Raw genomic sequence first — 16,705 nt, 5'->3', positions numbered from 1 at the left:
ATGTGTGACAATCAGGGCATGAAGATCGGGGTCGTCGGAGCCGGCATCCTCGGGCTCGCGGTGGCGCGCGAGCTGACCTCCCGGGGCGCCGAGGTGACGGTGCTGGAGAAGGAGGACCGCGTCGCCGCCCACCAGACCGGGCACAACAGTGGCGTCGTCCATGCCGGGATCTACTACCGGCCCGGGTCCCTGAAGGCGCGGCTGTGCCGCGAGGGCATGGCGCTTCTGCGGGAGTACTGCCAGGAGCACCGGCTCCCCTACGACGAGGTGGGCAAGCTCGTCGTGGCCTCCACCAAAGCTGAGCGGGCAGGGCTGCGGACCCTCGCCGACCGGGCGCGGGCGAACGGCGTGCCGGGCGTCACCGAGCTCGACGCCCTCGGCCTGCGCGACGTCGAACCCCACGCGGTCGGCGTCGGCGCCGTCCACAGTCCCCACACCGCCGTCGCGGACTTCCCCGCCGTCGCCCGGCATCTCGCCGCCAATCTGGATGTACGGCTCTCGCACCCCGTCCCGGCCATCCACGAGTCGGCCACGAGCGTGGCGGCGGGTGACCTGCGCTTCGACCGCCTGGTGGTCTGCGCCGGACTGGGCACCGACGCCCTGGCGGGCGAGGGCGACGTGCGGATCGTGCCGTTCCGGGGCGAGTACTTCCGGCTCGTCCCACAGGCGAAGGGCCTGGTCAGGGGCTTGATCTATCCCGTACCGGATCCGAGGCTGCCCTTCCTCGGCGTGCACCTGACCAGACGGATCGACGGCGAGGTGCTGGTCGGCCCCAACGCGGTGATGGCGCTGGCGCTGGAGGGTTATTCGTGGCGTGACGTGCGGCCGGGGGAACTGGCCCGGATCCTGGCCTGGCCCGGCACCCGCAAGATGGCCCGCCGCCACTGGCTGACCGGCCTGCGCGAGCTGAACGGCTCGCTGCGCCCGTCGGTGTTCCTGCGGGCGGCCCGGCGTTACGTCCCCGCGCTGGCCGAGGGCGACCTGGTGAGGGCGGCCAGCGGAGTGCGTGCCCAGGCCGTCGGCCGGGACGGCGCGCTGCTCGACGACTTCGCCATCGACCGGCACGGCCGGGTGCTGATCGTCCGGAACGCGCCCTCCCCGGCGGCGACGTCGAGCTTCGCCATCGCCCGGCATGTGGCGGATTTGACGGTAGCTTTAAGCGATCCTTCATAAAGTGCTCAGGAACGTCCCCCTCGTCCGAGAAGATGCGTAATGGTGACTCCTGAAGCCCGACTGCTGATCGTCGAAGACGAACCGAACATCCTGGAACTGCTGGCCGCGAGCCTCCGGTATGCCGGTTTCGACGTGAGCACCGCCTCCAGCGGCACCGAGGGGGTCGCCGCGGCCACCCGCCACCGGCCCGACCTGATCGTGCTCGACGTGATGCTGCCCGACATGGACGGGTTCGACGTCGTCCGCAGGCTGCGCGGCGGCGGCACGTTCACGCCGGTCCTGTTCCTCACCGCGCGCGACGCGACCGAGGACAAGATCCGCGGCCTGACCCTCGGCGGCGACGACTACGTCACCAAGCCGTTCTCCCTCGAAGAGGTCATCGCGCGCATCCGCGCCGTGCTGCGCCGCACCGCGGGCGACCCGACCGCGCCGCCGCCCCGGCTGACCTTCGCCGACATCGAACTCGACGAGGAGTCCCACGAGGTCTGGCGGTCCGGCAACCCGGTGCCGTTGTCGCCGACCGAGTTCAAACTGCTGCGCTATTTCATGGCCAACGCTGGACGAGTGCTGTCGAAAGCGCAGATCCTGGACCACGTATGGGATTACGACTTCCGGGGCGACGCGGGCATCGTGGAGTCCTACGTGTCGGTGCTCCGCCGCAAGATCGACAGCCGGTCGGCCCCCCGGCTCATCCACACCTTGCGCGGTGTCGGCTATGTGATGCGAACGTCGGTGTGACGTGAGCAGGGTGTCGCTGCGCACCAAACTGATCGCCGCGATGCTCGCCCTGGTCACCGGGACCCTGCTCGTGATCGGCGCGGCCAGCGTCTCCCTGCTGCGCAGCTACCTGATCGACCGCGTCGACGAACAGGTGACCAAACTCAGCGACCAGACGATCGGCCGCCTCTCCCACGGCGGCGACCTGACCTACTGGATGCAGCGGCTCCCCCCGGAGAGCCGGTTGCAGATCGTCGCCCCCGACGGCACCCCCGGCGAGACGGCGGCCGGTGAGTCGGCGACCGGCCGACTTCCGCTGACCGGCCTCCCACCGGCCGGCGAGCCGGTCACCCGCGCCTCCGGCGGCCAGTCGTGGCGGGTCAAGACGGCCGCCCTGCCCGACGGCGGCGGCACCCTGGTGACCGCCATCGCGCTCGGCGGCGTCACCCAGATCACCACCCGCCTCGGGATGATCGTCTTCCTGGGCGGCGCGGTCGTCCTGTGCCTGGCGGCCGGTCTGGGCGTCCTGCTGGTCCGCCGCAGCCTGCGCCCGCTGGCCGAGATCGAGCGGACCGCCGGTTCGATCGCGGCCGGCAACATGAGCAGCCGCATCCCCGACCGGGACCCGCGCACCGAGGTCGGCCGCCTGGCCCACTCGCTCAACGGCATGCTGGCCCAGATCGAGACGGCCTTCGACGACCGCTCCCGCTCCGAGGCCGCCGCCCGCGAGTCGGAGGAACGCATGCGCCGCTTCGTCGCCGACGCCTCCCACGAACTCCGCACCCCGCTGACCTCCATCCGGGGGTACGCCGAATTCCACCGCCAGGCCCCCCACACGGACGTCACCCGGCTGATGCGCCGCATCGAGGGCGAGGCCGAACGCATGAGCCTCCTCGTCGAGGACCTGCTCCTGCTGGCCCGCCTCGACCAGCAGCGGCCCCTGCAGTCCAAGCCGGTCGACCTCCTGGCCATCGCCGGGGACGCCGTCCAGGACGCCCGCATCCTCGCCCCCGGCCGGGCGATCTCCTTGGCCGTGGAGGGGACGACGGCGCCGATCGTGTCGGGCGACGAGGTGCGGCTGCGGCAGGTCGTCGGGAACCTGATGTCCAACGCGCTGACCCACACTCCGGACGGGGTGCCGGTGATGGTGACCGTGGGAGCGGACGGCGACGAGGCCTTCGTCGAGGTCGCCGACAAGGGCCCGGGCATGACGGCCGACGAGGCCGCCCGCGTCTTCGAACGCTTCTACCGCGCCGACCCGGCCCGCACCCACGACGAGGCGTCGGGGACGGGCCTCGGGCTGTCGATCGTGTCGTCCCTGGTGAAGGCACACAGGGGGACGGTGACGGTGGAGACGGCACCGGGGGTGGGCGCGGCCTTCCGCGTGACGCTGCGCCTGGAGCCGTGATTGTCTACGGGTGTGCCTGAACAGGACAGCGGGCCGGGCACCGGTCCCTCGATCACAGTGAATGTCTGGCTGCGCGCGGGGAACATCCGCGCCGTCCGCGACCGGGTTGGTGACGACGGGTTCTCCGCCTATGTGGAGGCCGCTGTGGAACGACAGATCGAGCGGGATCTCCGTGAAGAGCCGGCCGCCGCCCCGGAGTGATACCCGCAGGCTGCATGCATACTGCATGCTAATGTGGGTGTGTGGGCATCATCCAAGTTCGCGACGTTCCCGAAGCCACCGAGCTGACCTTGAAAGCGCGGGCCGAGCGGGCGGGCAAGTCTCTCGCGTCGTATGTCCGTGACCTGCTGAACGAAGAGGCGGCGAACCCCACCGTCGACGAGGTAATGGCCAAGATCGCCGCGGAGGAGCCCGTCTCCTACGACCCCGACTTCATCCGCGAGACGATGCGGGACGGTCGGCGTTGAGCCTGGTCGTCGATGCTTCGATCGTCTTTCGGTTGCTGGCGAACCTCAAAGGCGACGATCTTCTCCAGCAGCGGCTGAGCCGGAGAGTCCATGCTCCCGCGCTGATCGACGCGGAGATCGCCTCGGTCGTCCGAGGGCATGCGATCACCAGTAAGCCCCATGTGCGCATCTCCGCGGCCCGGGCCCACGCGATGCTGGAGCAGTTCGCCGAGCTGAGGATCGTCCGGCATCCGATGGCGCCGCTCCAGCGTCGGGTGCTGGAGCTCCGCGACAATCTGACCGCGTACGACGGCATGTATGTGGCCCTCGCCGAATATCTCGGGGTTCCGCTGCTGACCGATGACGCCAAGTTCGCCGGGTCGACCGGGCACCGGGCGGAGATCCAGCGGTATCCGTCCCCCGCCCCTGACTAGAGGCCGGGGAAGGTGCTGTCGGGGAACTCGCCGTTGAGGGCCGAGGCTCCGGGGAGTCGCACCTTCTCGCCCTCGGTCAGGCCGCTTCTGATCTCTACCAGGGTGTCGCTGCGGACGCCCGTGGTGACCTTGCGCTTCGCGCCGCCGGGCAGGGTGACCGTGTCGTTCTGGACGGCTCTGGCCGGGACGTAGACCGCTCCTCGCGCTTCGCCCGTCACGACCTGGACGGTGGCCGTCTGGCCCAGCAGGAGGCCCTTCGGCTGGGCGTCGAAGGAGATCGTGACGCCGTATCGGACGAGGCGGTCTGTCGTGGTGGCCATGGGGTCGATGTGGGAGACCCTGCCCTGGTGGGTTCCCCCGGTGGTTCTCAGGGTGATGGCGGCCTGCTGGCCGGGTTTCAGGGAGCCGATGTCCGACTGGGTGAAATAGGCCTTGACCTGGAGGTCGTTCAGGTCGCCCAGGCTGACGAAGGCGCCTTCGGTGTAGGGGTCGCCTGCGACGCCGTTGATCTGGAGGACCGTACCGGCTGCCGGGGCCTTGATGACGACGCCCTTCAGGGCGTCCTCGGCGGCGGTCAGGTCGTTCTTGGCCTTGGTGACGGCCGCTTCGGCCTGGGCCTCGGTCGTCTGGGGGCCGCCACCGCCCTGTGCGGGGCGGGTGCCGCCGCCCCGGGGGCGCTGTGGCTGCGGTTGCTCCGGCTGTTGCCCCTGGTCGCAGTTCTGTGGCTGCTGCTGAGGGGTGCTGGTCGGCGTGGGGGAGGGCGACGGGGTCGGGCTGGGCGCGGGGTCGAGGTGGACCTCCGGGTCGCCCTGCGGCCTCGGCGTCGCGGAAGGCGAAGGGAAGGGAGACCTCGTGGGGTGCCTGGTGCTCGTGGGGTGCTTGGTGAAGGACACCGCGGCGGCCCTGATGCCCTTGTGGGTCGGCGATGGGGAGGGCGACGGCGAACTGGCCGGCGAGGCTGACGGCTTGCCCTGCGGCCGGGGGGTCGTGGGCGGGCAAGTCGTTTGAGCCCTTGGTTGCGGGGCCGCGAAGGAGCCGCCCGTTGCGCCTGATCCCGCTACCTCGGCGAGCTGTTCCTCGGCCGCGGCCAGGGACGCCTTCGCCGCTTCGTGGTTCTCCCGGGCGATCGTATCGTCGACGCGGGCCAGGAGGTCGCCCTTGCGGACCTGGTCGCCGATTCTCACGTACACCTTCTTGACCGTGCCCGCCGTCGAGAAGGCCAGGTCGTGGGTGCCGTCGTCGATGGTGTTGCCCGCCGCCGACGCCACCGAGGTCACGTCGCCGCGCTGGGCGGCGACGAGTTCCACGTCGGGAAGGGGCGGCGCGTCCTCCGAGGTCACGAACGCGCCGGTGGTCACCAGGGCGACGGCGGCCAGGGCGAGGCCGCCTGCGCGGAGCCGGGTACGGGTCATGGACAGCCATCCTGGGGAGCGCGCGTCATGCTCCGCTGAGGCGGAACTGCGAGTTGCCTGTGGACCCTTGACAGGAAACGTTCAGGGCCGGCGGAGGGCGTTCCCAACCTGGACCGGCAGTGTCCATCTCTGTGAAGTTGTCGACGAAGCGCAGAGCGCTGATCCTGAACGCCTCGCTGGGGGTGTTGCTGGTCGGCGGGGCCGGGGCGGCTTGGGGCTCGCTCGGGAGCGGGGGCGAGCGGGCGGCGGCGGGGAACGTGCTGACCACGACCGTCGGCCGGGGGACCGTGGAGTCGGCGGTGACCGCGTCGGGGGCCGTGGAGAGCGCGCGCAGCCGGTCGCTGAACTTCGCCACCCAGGGGACCGTCGGCTCGATCGCGGTCGAGCCGGGCGAGAAGGTGAAGAAGGGGCAGGTCCTGGCGCGGCTCGACGACGAGAGCGCGCGGGAGGGCGTCGACGCGGCCAAGGCCAGTCTCGACGCGGCCGAGGACGGTGACACCGGCACGGCTTCGGGTCATGCGCAGTACGTCCAGGCGAGGAACGCCTATCAGGCCGCGAAGCGGGCCCTCGCCGGGACAGTCATCAAGGCCCCGTTCGCCGGGACGGTCACGGCGGTCGGCGGCACGGTCGGAGGGCCCTCCCAGGTCCAGGAGGGCGGGTTCGTCGACCTCGTCGACCCCCGGAAGCTCCAGATCGTGGGGAACTTCACCGAGTCCGACGTGACCAGGCTCAAGGTCGGGCAGGCGGCCCAGATCACCTTCGACGCCCTCCCGGGCGTCACCGCCGCCGGGGAGGTCGCGCTCATCGCGGCGCAGCCGCAGACGGAGGACAACGTCGTGTCGTACGCCGCCACGATCACCCTGACCGACATCCCCGGCCAGGTCAGGCTCGGCCAGACGGCCTCGGTCGGCGTCACGATCGACCGGGCCGAGAACGTGCTGACGCTGCCGTCGGCGGTCATCACCACGGCCGGGGGCCGCAGCACGGTCACCGTGCTGGAGAACGGCAGGCAGACCGTGAAGGTCGTCGAGACCGGCATCAAGGGGACCTCGGGGACCGAGATCGTCTCGGGGCTCGACGAGGGGGACCAGGTCGTCCGCCCCGTCACCACGACCGGCCAGACCGGGGGCGGCTTCCCCGGGTTCGGTGGGGGCGGCGGCATCCGCCCCGCCGGCGGCGGTTTCGGGAGGGGCGGACGACCGTGACCCTGGTTCTGGACGTACGGGACGCCACGAAGGTCTACGGCGCGGGGGAGACGGCGGTGCACGCCCTGCGCGGGGTGTCGCTCCAGGTCGAGCCCGGCGACTACGTGGCGGTCATGGGGGCCTCCGGCTCCGGCAAGTCGACCCTGATGAACATCATCGGCTGCCTCGACGTGCCCACCGCCGGGGAGTTCCACCTCGACGGCGTCGACGTCGGCGGCCTGGACGACCGGCAGCAGGCCGTGGTCCGCAACCGCAAGATCGGGTTCGTCTTCCAGTCGTTCAACCTGATCCCGCGCATGAGCGCCCTGACCAACGTCGAACTGCCGCTCGCCTACGGCGGGGTCAGACCGGCCGAACGCCGCCGCCGGGCGCTGGCCGCGCTCGACCTCGTCGGCCTGGCCGACCGGGTGAACCACCAGCCCAACGAGCTGAGCGGCGGCCAGCAGCAGCGGGTCGCCATCGCCCGCGCCCTGGTCACCTCACCGGCCCTGCTGCTCGCCGACGAGCCGACCGGCGCGCTCGACAGCTCCTCCACCCTCGACGTGCTGGGCATCTTCGACCGGCTGTCGGCGGCGGGCCGCACGATCGTCGTCATCACCCACGAACCCGACGTCGCCGAGCACGCCAAGCGGGTGATCCGGCTGCGGGACGGCCAAGTGGTCGAGGACACCCGGCTCGCGCCCGTCGACGGGCTGCCGCCACGGCTCGGGGAGGTGACCGCGTGAGCGCCGTCGAGATCGTCCGGTTCGCCGTCCGGGGGCTGGCGGCCAACAAGATGCGCTCCGCGCTGACCACGCTGGGCATCCTGATCGGCGTCGCGGCGGTGATCCTGCTGGTCGCGGTCGGCGAGGGCTCCTCGCAGTCGATCCAGAAGAACATCGCGCAGCTCGGCGCGAACACGCTGACCGTGAGCTCGTCGACCTCGGGCGGGTTCTCCCGCGGCCAGGAGGCCACCGGGCCGCGCACCCAGGCCAGACCGCTCACCGTGGACGACGCCAGGGCGCTCGCCGACCGGGCCGCCGCGCCCTCGGTGGCCTCGGTGTCGCCGGTCGTGTCGGCGAATGCGCAGACGGCGTCGTACGAAGGGGCCTCCCACGCGATCCAGCAGGTCGTGGGCACCTACCCGAGCTACTTCGAGGCCTCCAACAAGCCCGTCGCCAAGGGCGCCTACTTCTTCAACGACGACGTCCTGGCCGCCCGCAAGGTCGTCGTCATCGGGCAGACCGTGGCGGAGAACCTGTTCGGCCCGGTCGACCCGGTCGGCAGGCAGGTCACCATCACCGGGGTGCCGTTCACCGTCGTGGGGGTGCTCAAGGAGGCCGGGTCGTCGAGCGGGTTCCAGGACGCCGACGACGTCGCCATCGCGCCGCTGCCCTCGGTGCAGCAGAGCCTCACCGGGTTCGGGCCGCTCAGCCAGATCCTCGTGAAGGCCGAGTCGGCCGACGCGGTGGACGCCGCCCAGGCCGAGATCACCTCGGTGCTCGACCAGCGGCACGGCGTCGGCGGCGCCGTCGCGGCCGACTACCAGATCCTCAACCAGGCCACCCTCCAGGAGACCGTCAGCGCCGCGACCTCGACGTTCACCGTCCTGCTCGCGGCCGTGGCGGCGATCAGCCTGCTGGTCGGCGGGATCGGGATCACCAACATCATGCTGGTCACGGTCACCGAGCGGACCAGGGAGATCGGCATCCGCAAGGCCATCGGCGCGCCGCGCGGCGCGATCCTCGGCCAGTTCCTCGTCGAGGCGACCCTGCTGAGCCTGATCGGCGGGCTGCTGGGCGTCGCCATCGCCGTGGCGGGCGCGCAGTTCACGATCGCCGGCATCACCCCGGTCGTGGTGCCGGGCTCGGTCGTGCTGGCGCTGGGCGTCTCGGTGGCCATCGGGCTGTTCTTCGGCAGCTATCCCGCCAACCGCGCCGCCAAGCTGCGGCCAATCGAAGCCCTGCGCTTCGAGTGAAGGAGTCACGGTGCCCAGGCGCATGTCCGCCGACGAACTGCTGGAGACCTCGCCGTTCCACGGCGAGCTCATCGCCCGGCCTTCCCGGGTGAAAGTGCCCAAGCTGACGGTGGCGCTGGCCGCCGGGGTGCTCCTGGTGGCCGGGATCCTGGTCGGCATCCAGGCCCAGAAGGCGTTCGGGGAGCCGTCCGCGCCGGCGTTCCCGAGCTTCACCCGCGGTGCCGGCGGGGCGCAGGCCGGGTCCGGCCAGGCCGGGACGGTGGGTACCGTCAAATTGGTCGACGGCGCCAGAATCTACGTCGCCGGCTCCGACGGGACCACCACGGTCGTCACCACAGATGACGCGACCGAAGTGCGGATCTCCAAAGAGGGCAAGGTGGCGGACCTCAAGCCCGGCGCGACGGTCGTCGTGCAGGGCGCGAAGGACGCCGAAGGAAATGTGGCGGCCACCAACGTGACCGAGGGCGGTGGCCTGCCCAGAATGCGAGCGAACCAATGAGTGAGGCCAGGCTCCTGGTCGTCGACGACGAACCGAACATCAGGGAGCTGCTGTCGACCAGTCTCCGCTACGCCGGGTTCGAGGTGATCACCGCGGCCGACGGCGAGGAGGCGGTCGCGGCGGCCGAACGCTTCAGACCCGACCTGATGGTCCTCGACGTCATGCTCCCCGACATGGACGGCCTGGCCGTCGCCGCCCGCCTCCGGTCCGCCGGACGGCGGGTTCCGGTCGTCTTCCTGACCGCCCGCCAGTCACACGACGACAAGATCGCCGGCCTGGCCCTCGGCGACGACTACGTCACCAAGCCGTTCTCCCTCGACGAGGTGCTGGCCCGGATCAGGGCCGTGCTGCGCCGCTCGGGGGCCGCCGATCCCGCCCCGGCGCGGCTGCGGGTGGCCGACCTGGAGATGGACGAGGACGCCCACCAGGTCTGGCGGTCGGGCCGACCGGTCCGGCTGTCGCCGACGGAGTTCAAGCTGCTCCACTACTTCATGGTCAACCAGGGCCGGGTGCTGTCGAAGGCGCAGATCCTCGACCACGTCTGGCGTTACGACTTCGGCGGCGACCGGAACGTCGTGGAGTCGTACGTGTCGTACCTGCGCAAGAAGGTCGACACCCGCGACCCCAAACTGATCCACACGCTGCGCGGCGTCGGTTACGTGCTGCGCGCCCCCCGCCGATGAGGCGCGTCCCCCTCTGGGCGCGGCTCGTGGCCGGGACGCTCGTCCTGGTCGCGCTGGCGATCACCCTGACCGGCGTGTTCGCGGTCCGGCTGCTGCGCGGCTACCTGGTCGACCGCATCGACCAGCAGCTCACCGCCGCGGGCCCGCCGCTGCGGGACTTCTCCCCGTCCGAACGGGTCAGGCCGGCCGCGCGCCTGCCTGGCCTGTTCCACGTGCTGCTCCTCGACGCGAACGGCGGGGTGGACCGCCAGGTCGCCACCTCGACCACCGCCGAGCAGCCCCACCTGGTCGGACTGGACCACACCGCCGTGCAGAACCTCGCCGGGCGGCCCTTCACCGTCGAGTCCGTCGGCGGGAAGGGGCCCGAATGGCGGGTGGTGGCTGTGCCCGCCCCCGATGGGCGCAGCCGCGTGGTGGCGGTCAGCATGGGCGACATCGACCGAACCGTCGCCCGGCTGACCGCCATCGTGACCGGGGTCGGCGCGGCCGTGCTGCTCGCGCTCGGCCTCGCCTGCTACTGGCTCGTACGCCGCAGCCTGCGCCCCCTCGGTCACATCGAGCACACCGCCGCCGCCATCGCCGAGGGCGACCTCACCCAGCGGGTGCCCGAACAGCCCCGCAGCACCGAGATGGGCCGCCTCGGCGGCGCGATCAACGGCATGCTGCACCAGATCGAACTGGCCTTCCGCGACCGCGAGCAGTCGGAGAAGGCGGCCAGAAGGTCGGCGGCCGAGGCGCGCGGGTCGGAGGAGAAGATGCGCCGCTTCGTGGCCGACGCCTCCCACGAGCTGCGCACCCCGCTGACCTCGATCAGGGGCTTCGCCGAGCTCTACCGCCAGGAGGCCGACCCCGACACCGAGAAGCTGATGGGCCGCATCGAGGGCGAGGCCGCCCGCATGGGCGTTTTGGTCGACGACCTGCTCCTGCTGGCCCGCCTCGACCGGCAGCGCCCGCTCGAACTCGAACCGGTCGACGTGCTGAGCCTGGCCGCCGGGGAGGTCCTCGACGCGCGTCTCCTGGCTCCGGAGCGCGAGATCGATCTCGTACGACTCGACGACTCCGAGGACCCCCTGATGATCATCGGCGACGAGGCCCGGCTCCGGCAGGTCCTCGGCAACCTGGTGGGCAACGTGCTCAAACACACCCCGGAGGGCTCGGGCTTCACCGTCGCGGTGGGCACCTCGGAGCGGGGCGTGGTGATCGAGGTCGCCGACGAGGGCCCCGGCCTGCGCGACCCCGACCGGGTCTTCGAACGCTTCTACCGCGACGACCCCTCCCGCAGCCGGGGCGGCCGGGAGGGCGGCGCGGGGCTGGGCCTGTCGATCGCGGCGGCCCTGGTCGAGGCCCACGACGGCACGATCAGCGCGGCCAACGGCCCCAAGGGCGCGATCTTCCGAGTGGAGCTGCCGGATTCCCCGAGCGGCGCATCGGACGAGGGCCCGACTTGCCAGGCACCTCTCAGGAGTGACTCAACGGGTTCATAAGCCCGCAGCCTTCGATTGTGGCGTGCAGAAGACCGTCTTCGCCGCCCTGACCGCGGCCCTGCTCCTGTCCCTGACCGCCTGCGGCGGCGACGCCGAGGCGACCGGCGCCACCCCTGCGCCCTCGTCGCCGGATCGGCCGGGCGACCGCACCGCCCTCGCCGAGTGCCTCAAGGAACACGGCGTCACCTTGCCCGAGGGTGGCGGCGGATGGGGTGCCAACCGCAACGGTGGCCAGCTCGGCGATCGGCCGTCGGACCGCCCTTCAGGCGAGCCCAGGGTGCGGCCGTCGGGCTTCCCCTCCATGGACGACAAGACGCGGGAGGCCTTCCAGGCCTGCGGCGGCGGCCGGGGGAGGCCGGACGATTCGGCCCTCAACGCCTTCCGTACCTGCATGAAGGACAACGGCGCGGAGGTGAAAACTTTCCGCGACGTCGATCGCGACGACCCGGCGATCAAGAAGGCGTTGGAGAAGTGCAGGCCGCTCATGCCCTCGGCGCCGCCCCGGTCCTAGACCTTTGCGCCGAGTTGGCCCGCACGCCACGTTGCGCACGCTCTTTTGAGGGAAGTCGGACGGTATGTCCGAAGACGGGTTGGCGACCGCACTCCAGAGCCTGCGTGCGCAACTCGGCCGCGACCTGTTCCCGCTCGCCATCGGGAACGTCGACGCCGACCGCCAGGCCCAGAAAGAACTGACCGGCCAGCTCGACGACTACCTCATCCCCCGCCTGGCCTCCATCGACGCGCCGCTGCTGGCCGTCGTCGGCGGCTCGACCGGCGCGGGCAAGTCCACCCTGGTCAACTCGCTCGTCCAGGACGACGTCACCGCCCCTGGCGTGCTGCGCCCGACCACCCTGGCCCCGACCCTGGTGGCCGGCCCCGAGGACGCCGAGTGGTTCACCTCCGCCCGCGTCCTGCCGGGCATGCCGCGCTCGACCGGCGACGGCCGGCCGGGCACCCTCAAGATCGTCACCTCGCCGCTCGTCCAGCCGGGCCTGGCCCTGCTCGACGCCCCCGACATCGACTCGGTGGTCACCGAGAACCGGGAGCTGGCCGCCCAGCTCCTGGCCGCCGCCGACCTCTGGCTGTTCGTGACGACCGCCAGCCGGTACGCCGACGAGGTCCCCTGGGGTTTCCTGCGGATCGCCGCCGAGCGCAGCACCGCCATGGCGGTGATCCTCCAGCGTGTTCCCGAGGAGGCCCGCGGGCCGGTCGCGGCCGACCTGCGGCGGCTGCTCAAGGAGAACGGCCTGGGCGGCACGCCGCTGTTCGAGGTCCCGGAACTGCCGCTGCCCAGCGAACGGGCCCGGCTGCCCGAGATCGCGGTCCGTCCGATCAAGAAGTGGCTCGACGGCCTGTCCGCCGACCACGAGGCCCGCGCCGACGTGGTCCGGCGGACCCTGGGCGGCGCGCTCGACAGCCTCTCGGTCCGGGTCCCGGCGCTGGCCGAGGCCGCCGACCGGCAGGTGCTCGGCGTCAACGAGCTGCGCGGCCTGGTCGACAAGGGCTACGACGTCGGCATGGCCGACTTCGACGAGGCCATGCGCGACGGCACGCTGCTGCGCGGTGAGGTGCTGGCCCGCTGGCAGGACTTCGTCGGCACCGGCGACCTCATGCGCTCCCTGGAGACCCGGGTCGGCTGGCTGCGCGACCACATAGTGGCCGCCTTCACCGGCCGTCCGGCCCCCGACAAGCGGCTGAGGGTGGCCCTGGAGAGCGGCGTGGAGTCGCTGATCCGGGCCACCGCCGACGGTTCGGCCGAACGCTCCGTGGACGCGTGGCTCTCCACTCCTCAGGGTCGTGACCTGCTGGAACGTACCGGGATCGAAACCGCCGGCAAGCTCGGCCGGGTCTCCCCGGACCTGTCGGAGAAGGCCGCCAAGGCGGTCCGCGACTGGCAGGGGTACGTGCTGGACCTCGTCCGCGAGGAGGGCGCCGACAAGCGCAGCATGGCCAGGGCGGCCTCGTTCGGCGTCAACGGCATGGGCCTGCTGATCATGCTGACCGTCTTCGCCTCCACCGGTGGCCTGACCGGCGTCGAGATCGGCGTCGCGGGCGGCACCACCGTCCTCAGCCAGAAGCTCCTGGAGGCGGTCTTCGGCGACCAGGCCGTCCGCCGCCTCACCGACGACGCCCGCGCCAACCTCCGCCGGCGGGTCAGGGACCTGTTCGACGAGGAGGCCGAGCGCTTCCACACCCTCCTGGAAGGCATGGCGATCACCGACACCCACGCCCTGCGCGACGCCGCCGCCGCCGTCGACCAGCGCAAACGCGACATCCCCGGCGGTGCCGCGTGAAGCTGCTGCGCCGCCGCTCCCACATCTCGCTGGACGACCGCCTCAAGGCCCTCGGCGCCGCCGCCGACCTGGCCGAGGGCCGCGTGGCCAGGGAACCGGTCGAACGCGCCCACGCGGTGGTCGCGCGGGCCGGCGCACGGGCGGGCCTCTCGGTCGACCACACGGCGGTCGCCCTGGCCGGCGCGACCGGCAGCGGCAAGTCGTCGCTGTTCAACGCCCTGACCGGCACGGCCGTCGCCACCGTGGGCGTCACCCGCCCGACCACGTCGAAGGCCCAGGGCGCGCTGTGGTCCCCGGAGGGCTCGGGCCCGCTGCTCGACTGGCTCGACGTCCCCACCAGGCACGTCGTCGACTCCGACGACCTGCACGGCCTGATCCTGCTCGACCTGCCCGACCACGACAGCATCGAGCTGTCGCACCGGCTGGAGGTCGACCGCCTGGTCGCCGTCGTCGACCAGCTCGTGTGGGTCATGGACCCCCAGAAGTACGCCGACGCCGCCATCCACGAGCGCTACCTGCGCCCGCTGGCCCGGCACGCCGACGTGACCATGGTCGTGCTCAACCAGGTCGACCGCCTGCCGGAGAAGGCGGTCCGCAGATGCCTGGACGACCTGCGCCGCCTCCTGGCCGCCGACGGCCTGCGGGACGTGCCGATCCTGCCCGTGTCGACGGTGACCGGCCAGGGCCTGCCGGAACTGAAGGACCTGCTGGCCGAACTGGTCGGCCGCAGACAGGCGTGGTCGTCCAGACTGGAGGCCGACACCGCCGGAGCGGCCGACCACCTGATCGCCGCCTCCGGCGGCCTGCCCGCCTCCGACCTGCGCACCCCCGACCACGAGGCCCTCGACGAGGCCCTGGCCGAGGCGGCCGGCGTCCCCCTGGTGGTCAGGGCCGTGGCCAAGGCCCACCGGCACCGCGCGGTCGCCGCGATGGGCTGGCCGGTCACCCGCTGGCTCCGCCGCTTCCGCCCCGACCCGCTCCGCCGCCTCCACCTGGCCCGCCCCACCACCGGCCGGACCTCCATCCCGCAGGCCCACCTGATCCAGGTCTCCCAGATGGACTCGGCCGTCCGCGCGGTCGGCCAGGAGGCCGCCGACGGCGTCCCGGAACCGTGGGCCGCCGCGATCCGCCGCTCGGCCAGGGAGAGGCACGACGCCCTGGCCGACGCCCTCGACCACGCCGTGGCCGGCAGCGACCTCGGCATGGAGCGCCGCCCGCTGTGGTGGCGGGCCGTGAACGCCCTCCAGTGGCTGCTGTTCGTCACCCTGCTGGCGGGTCTGGCCTGGCTCGTGGTCCTGTACGTGATCGGCTTCCTCCAGCTGCCGGGCCTCTACACCCCGACCGCCGGAGAGGTGCCCTGGCCGACAACGCTGCTGGTGGGCGCGGCCGTCCTCGGAGTGGCGGTGGCCCTCCTGACCAGAGCCCTGGCCTGGATCGGCAGCCGCAGGAAGGCCCGCAGGTCAGCCAGGGTCCTCCAGCAGAACATCTCCGAGGTGGCCGAACGGATGGTCATCGCGCCGATCACCCACGAACAGACCCGCTACGCCACCTTCCTCGCCCAGGTCAGGACTGCCCGCAGTTAGCTGCTGAATCTGGCGTTGTTAACAGCTAATTAGCTGTTAACTTGAGCAGAATTAGCAGCTAGAGTGGAGGATCGGGTGCGCATCCCTAAGCCGCCGCCATCGTGGGCGCAGATCCTCAATTCGCTCCCGAGCGGACGCCTCGTCGAGGTCATGCAACGCGGCTTGTCGATCGCGGGTGAGCGCTACCTCCCCTGGGACGAATTCCGTCGTCGCCCGGTCCCTGAGGGCTTCACGGTCGAGGAATGGTGGGCCGCGACGAAGGCGGCCCGGGTCGCTGTCCGGCGTGACCTGCCACTGCAATTCGAGAACGGCCACCCTTTCTCGTACACCCTCCCCGATGAGGTGCTCCGGGGCATCGAGAACGTGGTCAGGCAGACCAGCGGCCGGATCGGGGTGCCCGAACCGGTCACCCACGACGCGCCGACCCGGGATCAGTACGTCGTCAACTCCCTCATCGAGGAGGCCATCACCTCCTCACAACTGGAGGGCGCGTCGACGACGTACAAGGTCGCGAAGGACATGCTGCGCACCGGCCGTCACCCGCGCACCCGCGACGAGCTGATGATCCTCAACAACTACGAGGCCATGCGCCGGGTCGGCGAGCTGCGCAAAGAGAAGCTGACCCCGGCACTGATCGCGGAGATCCACCGCATCGTCACCGAGGGCACCCTCGACGACCCCTCCACGGCCGGACGGCTGCAGCTACCGGGCGAAGAGCGGGTCGTCGTCGGGGACATGGAGGGCAACACCCTCCACGCGCCACCCCCGGCGGAGGAACTGCCCGCGCGGATCGAGGCGCTGTGCGCCTTCGCCAACGGGGAGACGGGCACCGCTTACGTGCCGCCGGTCGTCCGGGCGATCGTTGTGCACTTCATGCTGTCCTTCGACCATCCGTTCGTCGACGGCAACGGCCGAACCGCGCGGGTGCTCTTCTACTGGTCGATGCTCAACCAGGACTACTGGCTGACCGAGTTCCTGTCGATCTCCCGCCTGATCAAGCGGGCCCCGGCCCAGTACGCCCGGAGCTTCCTGCACTGCGAGCAGGACGAGGGCGACCTGACCTACTTCATCGCCGCCCAACTCGGCATCATCAGCCAGGCCATCACCGACCTGCACGAATACCTCGATCGGAAGGTCCGGCAGACCCGCGACCTCCAGCGGGCCGTCGCCGACCTGGCCGACCACTTCAACCACCGCCAGATCGCGGTCATCCAACACGCGATCAAGAAGAGCGACGCCCGCTACACCGTGCAGTCACACTCCAGAAGTCACGACGTCGCAGCGCAGACGGCCCGGACGGATCTGCAGGGACTGGAGGCCCGCGGCCTTCTCACCAAAGTGCCCGAAGGCCGCGGATTCGCCTGGTTTCCGGTCCATGACCTGCGGAAGGTCCTCGGCATCAGCGGCTGA

At 71.5% G+C, this 16,705-nt stretch carries 17 protein-coding genes; 16 read left to right on the top strand and 1 reads right to left on the bottom strand.

Annotation, left to right across the window (positions count from 1 at the left end):
- Positions 1-18: 18 nt before the first annotated feature.
- The 6 genes from lhgD to AW270_RS30420 are packed head-to-tail and all read left to right on the top strand — an operon-like array spanning position 19 to position 4,178.
- Positions 19-1,173: an L-2-hydroxyglutarate dehydrogenase gene (gene lhgD / locus AW270_RS30440; protein ID WP_061299567.1), complete on the top strand. Its 1,155-nt coding sequence runs from the start codon at positions 19-21 to the stop codon at positions 1,171-1,173.
- A 39-nt stretch (positions 1,174-1,212) separates the two neighbouring features.
- A complete protein-coding gene (locus AW270_RS30435) occupies positions 1,213-1,911 on the top strand; it encodes a response regulator transcription factor (protein ID WP_061299566.1) in 699 nt (232 codons plus the stop codon).
- A 1-nt stretch (position 1,912) separates the two neighbouring features.
- Positions 1,913-3,298 carry a sensor histidine kinase gene (locus tag AW270_RS30430; RefSeq protein ID WP_218009387.1) on the top strand — a complete coding sequence of 462 codons (1,386 nt, stop codon included), beginning with the start codon at positions 1,913-1,915 and terminating at the stop codon, positions 3,296-3,298.
- A 12-nt stretch (positions 3,299-3,310) separates the two neighbouring features.
- The gene (locus AW270_RS39170; RefSeq protein WP_157522837.1) at positions 3,311-3,499 is read left to right on the top strand and encodes a hypothetical protein; all 189 of its coding nucleotides are present in this window, start codon (positions 3,311-3,313) and stop codon (positions 3,497-3,499) included.
- Positions 3,500-3,540: 41 nt separating this feature from the next.
- Positions 3,541-3,765, top strand: coding sequence for a FitA-like ribbon-helix-helix domain-containing protein (locus AW270_RS30425; RefSeq protein ID WP_061299565.1), 225 nt, complete (start codon positions 3,541-3,543; stop codon positions 3,763-3,765).
- Positions 3,762-4,178: a type II toxin-antitoxin system VapC family toxin gene (locus AW270_RS30420; protein WP_061299564.1), complete on the top strand. Its 417-nt coding sequence runs from the start codon at positions 3,762-3,764 to the stop codon at positions 4,176-4,178. Before AW270_RS30425 ends, AW270_RS30420 begins: the two co-directional genes overlap by 4 nt.
- Here the strand turns inward: AW270_RS30420 and AW270_RS30415 are convergent.
- Positions 4,175-5,590 carry an HlyD family efflux transporter periplasmic adaptor subunit gene (locus tag AW270_RS30415; protein WP_061299563.1) on the bottom strand — a complete coding sequence of 472 codons (1,416 nt, stop codon included), beginning with the start codon at positions 5,588-5,590 and terminating at the stop codon, positions 4,175-4,177. The two genes, AW270_RS30420 and AW270_RS30415, sit on opposite strands and share 4 nt — an antisense overlap.
- 131 nt (positions 5,591-5,721) lie before the next feature.
- Here AW270_RS30415 and AW270_RS30410 point away from each other — a divergent pair, with 131 nt between their 5' ends.
- From AW270_RS30410 to AW270_RS30365, 10 genes are all read left to right on the top strand, one after another.
- A complete protein-coding gene (locus AW270_RS30410; RefSeq protein WP_061299562.1) occupies positions 5,722-6,795 on the top strand; it encodes an efflux RND transporter periplasmic adaptor subunit in 1,074 nt (357 codons plus the stop codon).
- Positions 6,792-7,520: an ABC transporter ATP-binding protein gene (locus tag AW270_RS30405; RefSeq protein ID WP_061299561.1), complete on the top strand. Its 729-nt coding sequence runs from the start codon at positions 6,792-6,794 to the stop codon at positions 7,518-7,520. The genes AW270_RS30410 and AW270_RS30405 overlap by 4 nt, the downstream gene beginning before the upstream one ends.
- Positions 7,517-8,752, top strand: coding sequence for an ABC transporter permease (locus AW270_RS30400; protein WP_061299560.1), 1,236 nt, complete (start codon positions 7,517-7,519; stop codon positions 8,750-8,752). The genes AW270_RS30405 and AW270_RS30400 overlap by 4 nt, the downstream gene beginning before the upstream one ends.
- A gap of 10 nt (positions 8,753-8,762) precedes the next feature.
- Positions 8,763-9,251: a hypothetical protein gene (locus tag AW270_RS30395; RefSeq protein ID WP_157522833.1), complete on the top strand. Its 489-nt coding sequence runs from the start codon at positions 8,763-8,765 to the stop codon at positions 9,249-9,251.
- Positions 9,248-9,934 carry a response regulator transcription factor gene (locus tag AW270_RS30390; protein WP_061299558.1) on the top strand — a complete coding sequence of 229 codons (687 nt, stop codon included), beginning with the start codon at positions 9,248-9,250 and terminating at the stop codon, positions 9,932-9,934. Before AW270_RS30395 ends, AW270_RS30390 begins: the two co-directional genes overlap by 4 nt.
- The gene (locus AW270_RS30385) at positions 9,931-11,418 is read left to right on the top strand and encodes a sensor histidine kinase (protein WP_063819394.1); all 1,488 of its coding nucleotides are present in this window, start codon (positions 9,931-9,933) and stop codon (positions 11,416-11,418) included. Before AW270_RS30390 ends, AW270_RS30385 begins: the two co-directional genes overlap by 4 nt.
- A gap of 22 nt (positions 11,419-11,440) precedes the next feature.
- Positions 11,441-11,929: a hypothetical protein gene (locus AW270_RS30380; protein WP_061299557.1), complete on the top strand. Its 489-nt coding sequence runs from the start codon at positions 11,441-11,443 to the stop codon at positions 11,927-11,929.
- A gap of 64 nt (positions 11,930-11,993) precedes the next feature.
- A complete protein-coding gene (locus AW270_RS30375) occupies positions 11,994-13,712 on the top strand; it encodes a P-loop NTPase family protein (RefSeq protein WP_061299556.1) in 1,719 nt (572 codons plus the stop codon).
- On the top strand, positions 13,709-15,295 hold the full coding sequence (locus AW270_RS30370) for a GTPase (RefSeq protein WP_061299555.1): 1,587 nt from the start codon (positions 13,709-13,711) through the stop codon (positions 15,293-15,295). Before AW270_RS30375 ends, AW270_RS30370 begins: the two co-directional genes overlap by 4 nt.
- 150 nt (positions 15,296-15,445) lie before the next feature.
- Positions 15,446-16,705 carry a Fic family protein gene (locus AW270_RS30365; RefSeq protein WP_082801939.1) on the top strand — a complete coding sequence of 420 codons (1,260 nt, stop codon included), beginning with the start codon at positions 15,446-15,448 and terminating at the stop codon, positions 16,703-16,705.

It is taken from the genome of Herbidospora cretacea (assembly GCF_001570605.1).
Taxonomy (GTDB): domain Bacteria; phylum Actinomycetota; class Actinomycetes; order Streptosporangiales; family Streptosporangiaceae; genus Herbidospora; species Herbidospora cretacea.
The sequence above is the reverse complement of the archived record's forward strand: the minus strand, read 5'-3'. Positions and strand labels throughout refer to the sequence as shown.

Coding starts and splice junctions, on each gene's coding strand:
- AW270_RS30435 (WP_061299566.1), top strand. CDS start 1,213: ATGGTGACTCCTGAAGCCCGACTGCTGATCGTCGAAGACGAACCGAAC.
- AW270_RS30365 (WP_082801939.1), top strand. CDS start 15,446: ATGCAACGCGGCTTGTCGATCGCGGGTGAGCGCTACCTCCCCTGGGAC.
- AW270_RS30415 (WP_061299563.1), bottom strand. CDS start 5,590: ATGACCCGTACCCGGCTCCGCGCAGGCGGCCTCGCCCTGGCCGCCGTC.
- AW270_RS30385 (WP_063819394.1), top strand. CDS start 9,931: ATGAGGCGCGTCCCCCTCTGGGCGCGGCTCGTGGCCGGGACGCTCGTC.
- AW270_RS30375 (WP_061299556.1), top strand. CDS start 11,994: ATGTCCGAAGACGGGTTGGCGACCGCACTCCAGAGCCTGCGTGCGCAA.
- AW270_RS30390 (WP_061299558.1), top strand. CDS start 9,248: ATGAGTGAGGCCAGGCTCCTGGTCGTCGACGACGAACCGAACATCAGG.
- lhgD (WP_061299567.1), top strand. CDS start 19: ATGAAGATCGGGGTCGTCGGAGCCGGCATCCTCGGGCTCGCGGTGGCG.